Origin of the sequence: Paeniglutamicibacter psychrophenolicus (assembly GCF_017876575.1) — a bacterium.
GTDB classification, from domain to species: Bacteria; Actinomycetota; Actinomycetes; order Actinomycetales; family Micrococcaceae; genus Paeniglutamicibacter; species Paeniglutamicibacter psychrophenolicus.
In genome coordinates this window covers 4,632,777-4,645,137 of sequence record NZ_JAGIOE010000001.1, presented here as the reverse complement: position 1 = coordinate 4,645,137, position 12,361 = coordinate 4,632,777, and the positions used below count along the sequence as shown (strand labels likewise).

At 64.3% G+C, this 12,361-nt stretch carries 8 protein-coding genes and 1 pseudogene; all 9 read left to right on the top strand.

What is annotated here, in order from left to right; genetic code table 11:
- Window positions 1-138 precede the first annotated feature (138 nt).
- The 9 genes and pseudogenes from JOF46_RS20875 to JOF46_RS20835 all read left to right on the top strand — a co-directional run bounded on the left by JOF46_RS20875 (window position 139) and on the right by JOF46_RS20835 (window position 12,342).
- Window positions 139-1,788 carry a purine-cytosine permease family protein gene (locus JOF46_RS20875; RefSeq protein WP_209911019.1) on the top strand — a complete coding sequence of 550 codons (1,650 nt, stop codon included), beginning with the start codon at window positions 139-141 and terminating at the stop codon, window positions 1,786-1,788.
- 225 nt (window positions 1,789-2,013) lie between these two features.
- The gene (locus tag JOF46_RS20870) at window positions 2,014-2,808 is read left to right on the top strand and encodes a creatininase (RefSeq protein ID WP_209911017.1); all 795 of its coding nucleotides are present in this window, start codon (window positions 2,014-2,016) and stop codon (window positions 2,806-2,808) included.
- Window positions 2,808-4,547 (top strand): BCCT family transporter, encoded by a 1,740-nt coding sequence (locus JOF46_RS20865; protein ID WP_425355072.1) that lies wholly within the window; start codon window positions 2,808-2,810, stop codon window positions 4,545-4,547. Before JOF46_RS20870 ends, JOF46_RS20865 begins: the two co-directional genes overlap by 1 nt.
- Window positions 4,548-4,747: 200 nt before the next feature.
- Complete coding sequence (locus JOF46_RS20860) at window positions 4,748-6,127, top strand: MFS transporter (protein WP_209911015.1); 1,380 nt, start codon at window positions 4,748-4,750, stop codon at window positions 6,125-6,127.
- A 67-nt stretch (window positions 6,128-6,194) separates the two neighbouring features.
- Complete coding sequence (locus JOF46_RS20855; RefSeq protein ID WP_209911013.1) at window positions 6,195-7,451, top strand: aminopeptidase P family protein; 1,257 nt, start codon at window positions 6,195-6,197, stop codon at window positions 7,449-7,451.
- A 326-nt stretch (window positions 7,452-7,777) separates the two neighbouring features.
- Window positions 7,778-8,540 (top strand): annotated as a pseudogene (locus tag JOF46_RS22425) (transposase); the annotation flags it as partial.
- Window positions 8,541-9,057: 517 nt separating this feature from the next.
- Window positions 9,058-10,458, top strand: coding sequence for an MFS transporter (locus JOF46_RS20845; RefSeq protein ID WP_209911007.1), 1,401 nt, complete (start codon window positions 9,058-9,060; stop codon window positions 10,456-10,458).
- Window positions 10,459-10,519: 61 nt separating this feature from the next.
- Window positions 10,520-11,776 (top strand): aminopeptidase P family protein, encoded by a 1,257-nt coding sequence (locus tag JOF46_RS20840; protein WP_209911003.1) that lies wholly within the window; start codon window positions 10,520-10,522, stop codon window positions 11,774-11,776.
- An 89-nt stretch (window positions 11,777-11,865) separates the two neighbouring features.
- The gene (locus JOF46_RS20835) at window positions 11,866-12,342 is read left to right on the top strand and encodes a nucleoside deaminase (protein ID WP_209911000.1); all 477 of its coding nucleotides are present in this window, start codon (window positions 11,866-11,868) and stop codon (window positions 12,340-12,342) included.
- Window positions 12,343-12,361 lie beyond the last annotated feature (19 nt).

Below are 12,361 nucleotides of genomic sequence, written 5' to 3'. Positions count from 1 at the left end.
GCCTCAGACTTGGCGAGTGACACTTTGTCACCCAATGACCGTGAGGAGCATACGGTTTGAGTGTACTACGTGGCGCAGATCACTTCTAGGATTGTCTACTAGTTCTAACAGTGCCATAGCAGCCGAAAGAGTGAACCAATGAGTAGAAAAGCAGCCAGTTCGTCGGAGAGTGTGACCCATGAGGTCGAGGATTCTCTCCAGCCCATTCCCGAATCGGCCAGAACCACCAAGCTTTCCGGGCAGTTCTGGATCTGGGCCGGGGCCAACGTTGCCCCCATCAACTGGATCCTCGGTGCCCTCGGCATCCACCTGGGTCTCGGGCTCGCCGACACCCTGACCGTCCTGATCGCCGGAAACGTCATCGGCATGCTGGGCTTCGGGTTCTTCGTCATCTTGGGGCAGAAGACCGGGGCCACCGGCATGCTGCTGGCCCGCGGCGCCTTCGGGCGACGCGGGGCCTACCTGCCGGCAGCCATCCAGGCGGTCATCGCCATCGGGTGGTCCGCGGTCAATACCTGGGTCATCCTGGACCTGATCATGGCCTTGTTCGGCATGATCGGCTGGGTCGATCCCACCGCGGGCAACATGCTGTGGCGCATCGCCACCGCCGCGGTGATCATGACCATCCAGGTCATCATCTGTTACCGGGGCTACAAGGCCATTGCCCGCTTCGAGCGCATCACCATGCCGCCGACCATCATCGTGCTGATCGCCATGTCAATCCTGGCGTGGACGCAGTTGGACATCGACTGGGGCTACCAGGGTCCGGTCGGCGAAGTCCTCACCGGCATGCCGCGCATTGCGGCCATGTCCTCGATCATGACGGCCATCGGCATCGGGTGGGGCATCGGCTGGTTCACCTACGCACCGGACTACTCCCGGTTCGTCTCCAAGCGCATCAAGCAGCACAAGCTCTACCTGGTCAGCGTCCTGGGCCAGTTCCTCCCCGTTGTGTGGCTTGGGATCCTGGGTGCCAGCCTCGCCACCAAGAACGGCACGGCCGACCCCGGCCAGCTCATCGTCGAGTCCTTCGGCACCCTGTCGATCCCGGTGATCCTGCTGGTGATCCACGGGCCCATCGCCACCAACATCATCAACATGTACACCTTCGGGGTGGCCACCCAGGCCCTTGACATCAACGTCTCGCGCAAGAAGCTGTCCATCCTGGTCGGTGTGCTGGCCATGGGCGCGGTCATCGCGTTCCTCTTCGCGACGGACTTCGCCGAGGTCCTGCATAACTGGATCATCGCCATCGCGGCGTGGGTTGCGACATGGGGCGGCATCATGGCGGTGCACTACTTTGTCTTCGAGCGTCGTCACAAGGACTTCTCCTACTTGTTCCTGGATCCCAGGTCCACCAAGCTCAAGGCCTTCAACCCGGCTGCCTTCATTGCTTTCGCCGGCGGCATCTTCATGACGTGGATGTGCATGTACGGTTCGGTGCCCGCGCTCCAGGGTCCCATTGCCACCGCTGTCGGCGGCATCGACTTCTCCTGGCTGGCCGGAACGGCCACCAGTGCCGGACTGTACTTCGTCCTGGGCTACGCCCGTTTCAAGTCCCGCATTGAGCGCGGCGTTCCCCTCGGCCTGAAACTCGGTTGCTCCGACGAGGAGTTCATCCGCCAGCACGGCAGCGCGGAATTCCTGCTCGCCGAACAGCGGATCGAAGACCACGTGCCCGACGATGCCAGCCTGCTGACGCAGGATCAGCCCCCGGCACGGCCCTTGGCGGCGCCGGCGGAGCATGAGCCAGGCGGCGACTCCGCCAAGCACCGGATCGGATCCTAGGCGAACGGTCCCCGCGGGCCCCCCGGCGACATCCTCGCCGGGGGGCCCGCGCTCGCGTGCCTGGCCGATGGGTGCGCTGCGCGGGCGGGCGCGAAACAGACTTGACGGTGACTCGGGTCACTGTCATGATCAGTGCAACTCTGTTGCGTTCATCACAACAGGCTTCTTGATTTCCTTCCCTACCCGTCCGGCCCCCGAGGGCCGGCACCACTGAGGAGTACCTAGATGCAATCGGTTTACCTGGAAGATATCGACGCCGAAACGTACGCCGCATACGTGTCCCAACCGCATGCGACGGTCATCATCCCCGCCGGCGCCACCGAACAGCACGGCCCCCACATGCCGCTGGGTGTCGACGCCATGCTTTCGCGCGCCATTTCCGGTGCGGTGGCCGAGAAGCTTGGCGCGCTGGTGGCACCCACCCTGTCCTATGGATACAAATCCCAGCCGCGCTCCGGGGGAGGGAACCACCGAGTCGGGACCACGAGCCTGAGCGGGGCAACCCTGACCGGTCAGGTGGAAGACATTGCCCGGTCCTTCATGGCCCAGGGATTCACCAAGGTGGTCATCCTCAACGGCCACTTCGAGAACTACCAGTTCATCTACGAGGGCCTGGAAGTTGCCGTTGGCCGTGCCCGTGAGACCGGAGCAGATGCGCGGGCCATGTTGCTGTCCTACTGGGACTTCGTCGGTGAGGAAACCCTGGAAGCGGTCTTTCCCGACGGTTTCCTTGGCTGGGACATCGAGCACGGCGGCGTGCTGGAAACCTCGCTGATGCTCCTGCTGCATCCCTCGAAGGTCGACATGTCCCGTGCGGTTGACCACCCGCCTGCCCTGCTCAAGCCCTACGACATCTTCCCGGAGGATCCCGCGCGAACACCGGCCAGCGGATGTCTGTCCTCCCCCAGGGGCGCCAGCGCCGATCGAGGCCGGCTTCTGCTCGACGCCGTGGTCGATGGCGTGGCCTCTGCCATCGAGGCCGAGTACTCGCTTCCCGTCGCCGTCCTGGGGGTGAAGTAGTGTCCGTTGACGAATCCCCGCACACCAAGTCCCCGGGCAACAAGGGCGAACCTTCGCTCGTGGAGGTCCCGAGGTTCATGGGCAGGGACATCCCGCCCCTTGACCGGCTGGTCATCAAGGTCCTCCCGCCGGTGCTGATCGCCACGGTGATCCTGCTGGTGATCCTCAACCCCGTCGGTGCAGCCAAGGTCATCTCGAACATGCGCACCTTCGTCACCGGCAAGTTCACCTGGCTGTTCATCATGTATTCCATCATCGCCGTCGCGGTGTGCGTGTGGCTCGCCGTCAGCCGCGTCGGCAAGGTGAGGCTGGGCGGGCCGAAGTCCAAGCCTGAACACAGCAAGTTCGCCTGGTACTCCATGCTCTTCGCTTGCGGGCAAGGCATCGGACTGATCTTCTGGTCCGTGGCCGAGCCCATCATGCTCCGCGAGGAAAACCCCGTCATCCCGGTCGGCGACGCGGGAGCCTCCGAGGGAGGCATCGTCTGGTCATACTTCCACTGGGGCCTGACGGCCTGGGCCATGTACTGCGTCGTCGCGGTCTGCCTGGCTTATTCACACCACAACCTCGGCAAAACCCTGACCTTCCGCGAAGCCACCGTCGACATCCTGCCCCGCTGGGCGCAGCGCGGGGCAGGCGTCGTGGTGGAACTACTGGCCATCATCGCCACCGTCCTGGGGCTGGCAACATCCTTTGGGTTTGCCGCCATGCAGTTCAGCTCGGGTGTCACCTCGTTCACCGGACTGGCATCCAGTCCGCTGACCTGGCTCATCGTAATCCTCGCGTTGGGCACGCTGACCGCGGTGTCGGCATTCTTCGGCATCAACAAGGGCATGCGCCGGATCAGCGAGACCAATTCCATCCTCAGCATCGTACTGGTCGTTGCCGTGTTCGTCTTCGGGCCGACGCTGTTCATCATCTCGAGCCTGTCGCAGACCTTCGGCTCGTTCATCACCAACTTCATTCCAATGAGCTTCTGGACGGACTCGTCGATCACCGCCGAGCCGCTCGAGAGCTGGCAGGACAGCTGGAACGGCTGGTGGACGGTCTTCATCTGGTGCTGGGTCATTGCCTTCTCGCCGTTCGTTGCCGGCTTCATCGCCCGCATCTCCCGCGGACGGACCATTCGCGAATTCGTCATCGGCGTCACCGTGATTCCTTCCCTGATCGTGATGATCTGGATCGGTGTCATTGGCTCCTCCGCCATCTACTACGACGACAAGACCGATAGGGGAGTATCGGCGGCCGTGGCCGAGGAGACCTCCAGCGGCCTGTTCGTGATGCTCGAGTCCATCCCGATCATCGGCGGGCTGCTGCTGGTCGTGGCCACCATCTTGGTGGCAACCTACTACGTCACGTCACTGGACTCGGGCACCTATGCGCTGGCCGAATTCGTCTCCGCACCCAAGAAGTCCGGACCGGGCTTCCGTGTGGTCCTGGTGGCCAGCATCGCGGCCGTCGCCGTGGTGCTGTTGACGCTGGGCGGAACCGCGGTGATCGACACGGTGCAGACCGGCACCATCATCGGCGCCTTCCCGTTCTCCTTCGTGATTCTGCTGATGATTGCCAACCTCATCCGCCGGCTCATCAAGCGCGACAAGGGCATCCGGCGGCTGGAAAAGGAAGTCAACGACCCGAGTCCCACCAAGCGCGTCGAATACCTGCCCAGCGGTGAGGCTGTCTTGGTCAGCCACGAGCACGCACCCGCGGAGCAGGCTCCGGGGAGCGGCGGAAAGTAGGCCGCGTTGCGTTGACCACCGGCGATGGATGACAAGCGGCGGGGTGCCCGGGTAACCGGGCACCCCGCCGCGTTTACGCCAAGATTGGCGAATGTGACGCAGCTCAAGATTTGCCCTTGACAGTGACCCGCGGCACAAATAGAGTTGTCGCAACAGCGTTGCAATGAATGCAACTCGTGCAAATTTCTGGTGGTTCCACAATGATTCAACGCAACAACTCCGCGGCCGGCCACGGCTCCGCCGCGCGTTCTGCCACGAGTACGCTCACCATCGGCTCCGGACCCGAAGCCGGCGGCCAGGGCCCCGTCGGCATCGACAGCAAGACGCGCAACAAGGTCGTTGCCGCAAGCTTCATCGGCAATTTCGTGGAATGGTTCGACTACGCCGTCTACGGTTACCTGGCGGTCACCATCACGGCGGTCTTCTTCCCCGATTCCGACCCGACAACCGGCTTGATGCTGACCTTCGCGCTCTTCGCGGTGTCGTTCTTCGTCCGCCCGCTGGGCGGATTCGTCTGGGGACACCTCGGGGACAAGATCGGCCGGCGCGAAGCGCTTTCCTGGTCGATCCTGATCATGTCGGCCGCAACCTTCTGCATGGCCTTCATCCCGTCCTACAACACCATCGGCATCTGGGCCCCGATCCTGCTGCTGATCATCCGCGTCGTGCAGGGCTTCTCCGCCTCCGGCGAATATGCCGGCGCCACGGCCTTCCTGGTCGAATACGCCCCGGCCAACCGGCGCGGCCTCTATGCCGCCGTCGTCCCGGCCAGCACCGCCACGGGCCTGTTGCTGGGCTCGCTTATGGCGGCGGTGCTTACCGGCGTGCTGGATGCAGGGCAGATGGAATCCTGGGGCTGGCGCCTGCCGTTCCTGCTGGCAGCGCCCATGGGCCTGATCGGCCGCTACATCCGCACCAGGCTCGAGGAATCCCCGGTCTTCACCGAGCTGGCGAAGCAGGACACTGCCGAGGCGACCCCGGTCAGCTCGCTGTTCAAGAACCACTGGCGCCAGCTCATCCAGGCCGTCGGCGCGGTGCTGCTCAACGCGGTGGGCTTCTACGTCATCCTCAGCTACATGCCGACCTACCTGTCAAACGAGCTCGGCCTGGCGGAGACAGCCTCCTACGCTGCGACCACCGTGGCACTGGCCACCTACATCGGCTTCATCTTCGTCACCGGCATGCTCTCGGACAAGTATGGCCGCAAGAAGGTGTTGATGACGGCGTCGATCCTCTTCGTGCTGCTCACCGTCCCGTCCTTCATGCTCCTGGACACGGGCAATTTCCTGGTCATCGTGCTCGTACAGATCCTGCTCGGAGGCATGCTGAGCCTCAACGACGGAACCCTGCCGAGCTACCTGGCCGAGATGTTCCCGACCCGGGTCCGCTACTCCGGATTCGCCGTGTCCTTCAACCTCTCCAACGCCCTGTTCGGCGGCACCGCCCCGTTCGTGGCCACGCTGCTGATCGCCACCTCCGGATCCCTGCTGGCTCCCGGCTGGTACCTCATGGCGGCCGCAGTGATCTCCCTGATCGCCGTGGCGCTTTCGGCAGAAACCAGCAAGAAGCCATTGGCATAGCACCACCCCCACTTTCTTCCCCGCAAACCATCAACAAACACGTAACAACACGAAGGAGAACCCCCCTATGTCGAACGCAACCGCAGCCGTCACCCAGATTTCCGAGCTTGAGCGCCTCAAGACCCTGCACAACGGCACCAAGCAGCAGCTGACCTTCTCCGACGCCGAATTCGAGCGCCGCCTTTCCGGCCTGCGCAAGATCATGGCCGCCAAGGAACTGGACGCGGTCATCCTGACCAGCTACCACGGCATCAAGTACTACTCGGACTTCCTCTACACCACCTTCGGGCGCAACTACGCGCTGGTGGTCACCGCCGACAGCTCGACGACCATCACCGCGAACATCGACGCCGGCATGCCGTGGCGCACCAGCTACGGCGACAACATCGTCTACACCGACTGGAAGCGCGACAACTTCTACTTCGGCCTGCAGGAGGCCCTGAAGCGCAACGGCGTGAAGGCAGCGCGCATCGGCGTCGAGGACGACGCCCTGCCGCTGATGACCCGCCAGGCCATCGCCGCCACCTTCGACGGTGCCACCCTGGTGGATGTCTCGCAGGATGCCATGCGCCAGCGCATGATCAAGTCCGCGGAGGAAATCGAGGTCATCAAGCACGGCGCCCGCATCGGGGACCTCGGCGGCGAGGCCATCAAGGCAGCGATCCGCGAGGGCATCACCGAGTACGAGGTCGCCCTGATCGGCACCGAGGCCATGGTGCACGAGATCGCCAAGACCTTCCCGCACCGCGAGGTCCGCGACACCTGGGTCTGGTTCCAGTCCGGCATCAACACCGACGGCGCCCACAACTGGGCCACCACCCGCAAGCTTCAGCGCGGGGACATCCTGTCGCTGAACTGCTTCCCGATGACTTCCGGCTACTACACCGCCCTGGAGCGCACCTTGTTCCTCGGCGAGCCGGACGCCCGCTCGCTGCAGGTGTGGAACGCGAACGTCGAGGTGCACAAGCGCGGCCTGGAACTGATCAAGCCCGGAGCGGTCTGCAAGGACATCGCCGCGGAGCTCAACGAGATCTTCATCGGCCACGGACTGCTGCCCAACCGCACCTTCGGCTACGGCCACTCCTTCGGAGTCCTCTCGCACTACTACGGCCGCGAGGCGGGCCTGGAGCTGCGCGAGGACATCGACACGGTCCTCGAGCCGGGCATGGTCGTCTCGATGGAGCCGATGGTCACCATCGCCGACGGCGAGCCGGGTGCCGGTGGCTACCGCGAGCACGACATCCTGGTCATCGGCGAGGACGGCGGCGTGGAGAACATCACCAAGTTCGGCTTCGGCCCGGAGAACAACATCATCGATGCCTAGCCTCGAACTGGCATGATGGGGCGGTGGGATGCACGCGTGCACCCCACCGCCCCTTTTGGCGCGCCCAGCATGGGCATGTGCTTGGAGTTGAAAGTCCTCTGAAAGACAAGGTGGTTCAGCTGCAACCGCGTCACCGCGAGGTGGGGTCGGAGGGAAGCCGGAGGCAAAATCCTGCATCGACGGACACGAACCGCTGTGCGACTTGATCTGAAGGCTGTCCGCACCCGGGACGTGAACTCGTCACAGTATTGTTCCGAACCAACCTCTACCGGCACTGGTGCCGGCCGACAGCGGCCATGACCATATCCGTGAGGAGGAGGGTGCGAATGACCGCCAAATCTATCGTCGCGCATCCTCATGCATTTGCCGGTGGTGTCGACACACACGCACGCAAGCACGTCTACGCCCTCCTCGCCGCCAAGACCGGTGGGCGCATCGACACCAGGTAGTTCCCGCGAGCAGTGCCGACTTCGGCCGCGCCTTCGCCTGGGTGGCCCGCCGCACCGGCGCCGACCTCGCCGCGCTCCGGGTGATCGAATGGGTGGTCTCCTGCGGGGACACCCTCGCCGGCGCCGTGGCCGCCGAGGTGTGCCCGGCCGTCGAGGCGGCGCGGATGGATGCCCGGGCGCCCCGCGGCGTCGGAAAATCCGAACTCGATGCCCAGAGGATCGCCAGGGCGTGCTCCCGCTGGCGATCAAGTGATTGCGCCGCCCGCGGCAGGCCGACGGCGTTCGCGCGGCCTTGAGGGGCTTGGTAGCTGCATGTGATTCGATGACCAATGAAATCACCGGGGATGTGAATGCGTTGACCGCGCTGGTACGTCTCAACGAGCCTGGCCTGGACGCCCGCAAGGCCCTGAGCGCCGTGCAGATTGCCGAGGTGTCCCGGTGGCGTGCCCGCGACGAGGAGCCGGCGCTCTCGGTGGCCAGTGCCGAAGTCGTCCGGCTGGCGAAGCGGATCGGTGAGCTCGACAAGGACCTGGCCGGCAAGAACACGCGGATCACCGAACTGGTCAAGGTCATCGAGGCCGCACCGCTGCCTGGGATGAAGGGCTTCGGCGTCGTCACGGCCGCCACCTGCCTGGCCATTTGATCCCGTGAAGGCCGGGTGCCTGCGGAGGCCGAAGCCGATCCCGGCCTCACCGGGCAGGGTCTGCCTCGGATGTCACTGGTTCACCGAGGTACTTTCTGCCTGGGCACTGGGAGCCGCATGGCTGATTCCGGTCCCCACCGCCCACCGTCCTTATCGGATCGGTCGACGACACGGATGCCCTGGCGGGAAGTCTGGAATTCCGCGGACGCCCCGCGGCAATGCGTCCTCGGTGCCCTCGTGCCGTGCGGGTACCGGTCTATCCATCCGGTGATGGTGCCGGCACTGCGGCGAAGCCTCCCGTGCGCAGCATTGGAGCCGAAATGAGCGGGCAGGTCTGCGCCAGGGTCCCCGGACGCGACCGGGTGTTGGGCGGGAATCGGAGGCTGCTTGTTTGGGTGGGTGCATTTCTGGAAAGATGCCCACGCAAAGGCTTGACGTGAGGATCGTCACATGGAGATACTAGTGCAATCGAGTTGCAATCAGTGCAACTCCTGTTCATTCTGGTGGTAGCCCAATGAATCAGAGCAACAACACTCCAGCCGGCGAATTTCCCGAAAAGCATGCCGGTGCGACCTCGCACGCAGCAAGAAGGGGCGTGGACCTGGGCCCCACGCTCAGCGGCCAGGAACGTCCCCACCCCGGCGGGGTCGGCAAGAAGACCCGTCAAAAGGTCATCGCCGCAAGCTTCATCGGCAACTTCGTCGAGTGGTTCGACTATGCGGTCTACGGCTACCTGGCGGTCACCATCACCGCGGTCTTCTTCCCCGACTCCGACCCGGCCACCGGCTTGATGCTCACCTTCGCTCTTTTCGCAGTCTCTTTCTTTGTCCGTCCGTTGGGTGGATTCGTCTGGGGGCACCTGGGCGACAAGATCGGTCGTCGAACAGCGTTGTCTTGGTCGATCCTGATCATGTCGATGGCCACGTTCTGCATCGCCTTGATCCCTTCCTACGACACCATCGGCGTCTGGGCGCCGATCCTCTTGCTGATCATCCGCGTGGTCCAAGGATTTTCGGCTTCCGGGGAATATGCGGGGGCTTCGGCCTTCCTGGTCGAATACGCCCCGGCAAACCGCCGCGGCCTCTACGCGGCAGTGGTTCCGGCCAGCACCGCCACCGGCCTGTTGCTGGGCTCACTGCTCGCGGCGCTCTTGACCGGATTGTTGGATACCGAGCAAATGCAGTCGTGGGGCTGGCGACTGCCGTTCCTGCTGGCAGCACCCATGGGCTTGATCGGCCGCTATATCCGGACCAAGCTTGAGGATTCCCCGGTTTTCAAGGAACTTGCCAATGAAGACAATGTCATCAAGGCACCCGTCAAGACGCTGTTCACGAACCACTGGCGCCAGCTCATCCAGGCGGTCGGCGCGGTGTTGCTGAACGCGGTGGGCTTCTACGTCATCCTCAGCTACATGCCCACCTACCTGTCCCAGGAACTGGGCTTGGACGAAACCGCATCCTACGTGGCGACGACCGTGGCCCTGACGACCTACATCGGCTTCATTTTCCTCACCGGCATGCTCTCGGACCACTTCGGACGCAAAAAGGTCCTCTTGAGCGCCTCGATCTCCTTCGTGGTGCTCACGGTTCCTGCTTTCATGCTCTTGGACACCGGCAATTTCCTGGTCATCGTGCTCGTGCAGATCCTGCTTGGAGGCATGCTCACCCTCAACGACGGCACCCTGCCGAGCTACCTGGCCGAGATGTTCCCCACCCGGGTCCGCTACACCGGGTTCGCCGTGTCCTTCAACCTCTCCAACGCCCTGTTCGGCGGCACCGCCCCGTTCGTGGCCACCGTGCTGATCGCCACCTCTGGCAGCGTCCTGGCTCCTGCCTGGTACTTGATGGCCGCCGCAGTGATCTCGCTGGTCGCCGTGGCGCTCTCGGCGGAAACCAGCAAGAAGGCCCTGGCCTGACGGCCGGCGCCCATTCGCATATCCACCCACCCCGCAATGCCCCAGCCATAAGGACACCATCATGACCGATACCCCGGCCAATGCAACCAACGTTTCCGAGCTTGAGCGCCTCAAGACCCTGCACAACGGCACCAAGCAGCAGCTGACCTTCTCCGACGCCGAATTCGAGCGCCGCCTTTCCGGCCTGCGCAAGATCATGGCCGCCAAGGAACTGGACGCGGTCATCCTGACCAGCTACCACGGCATCAAGTACTACTCGGACTTCCTCTACACCACCTTCGGGCGCAACTACGCGCTGGTGGTCACCGCCGACAGCTCGACGACCATCACCGCGAACATCGACGCCGGCATGCCGTGGCGCACCAGCTACGGCGACAACATCGTCTACACCGACTGGAAGCGCGACAACTTCTACTTCGGCCTGCAGGAGGCCCTGAAGCGCAACGGCGTGAAGGCAGCGCGCATCGGCGTCGAGGACGACGCCCTGCCGCTGATGACCCGCCAGGCCATCGCCGCCACCTTCGACGGTGCCACCCTGGTGGATGTCTCGCAGGATGCCATGCGCCAGCGCATGATCAAGTCCGCGGAGGAAATCGAGGTCATCAAGCACGGCGCCCGCATCGGGGACCTCGGCGGCGAGGCCATCAAGGCAGCGATCCGCGAGGGCATCACCGAGTACGAGGTCGCCCTGATCGGCACCGAGGCCATGGTGCACGAGATCGCCAAGACCTTCCCGCACCGCGAGGTCCGCGACACCTGGGTCTGGTTCCAGTCCGGCATCAACACCGACGGCGCCCACAACTGGGCCACCACCCGCAAGCTTCAGCGCGGGGACATCCTGTCGCTGAACTGCTTCCCGATGACTTCCGGCTACTACACCGCCCTGGAGCGCACCTTGTTCCTCGGCGAGCCGGACGCCCGCTCGCTGCAGGTGTGGAACGCGAACGTCGAGGTGCACAAGCGCGGCCTGGAACTGATCAAGCCCGGAGCGGTCTGCAAGGACATCGCCGCGGAGCTCAACGAGATCTTCATCGGCCACGGACTGCTGCCCAACCGCACCTTCGGCTACGGCCACTCCTTCGGAGTCCTCTCGCACTACTACGGCCGCGAGGCGGGCCTGGAGCTGCGCGAGGACATCGACACGGTCCTCGAGCCGGGCATGGTCGTCTCGATGGAGCCGATGGTCACCATCGCCGACGGCGAGCCGGGTGCCGGTGGCTACCGCGAGCACGACATCCTGGTCATCGGCGAGGACGGCGGCGTGGAGAACATCACCAAGTTCGGCTTCGGCCCGGAGAACAACATCATCGATGCCTAGCCTCGAACTGGCATGATGGGGGTGGTGGAGTGCACGCGTGCGCCCCGCCACCCCCTTTCCGCATCCGACGAAGAATCGAGCCGCACGCCATGAACCTGGTTGAACACGACCGCGCCGGATACGCCACCGCCCTTGAACAAGCCCGTCTGGGTGCAGGGGAAGGCGGGGTGCCCATTGGCTCGAGCCTCTTCGAGAACGGCGTGATGCTGGGGGCCGGGCGCAACCGCCGCGTGCAAAACGGGGATCCGACGGCGCACGGGGAAATCGACGCGCTGCGCAATGCCGGGCGCCGAGCCTCCTATGCCGGGACCACCCTGTACTCCACGCTGGCGCCCTGCGCCATGTGCGCCGGATCGATCATCCTCTTCGGCATCCGGCGCGTGGTGGTCGGGGAGGAGAAGAACTTCCCCGGGGAACTCGAGCTGCTGCGGTCCCGCGGCGTGGAGGTCGTGGTCATCGACGATCCGAAGGCCACCGCACTGATGGAAGACTTCACCACCCGGAACCCGGGACTTTGGAACGAAGACATCGGCGTCGACGAGGCGCAGCCCGACCCGGCGCAGTAGCGTACAACTGTGAACGCAC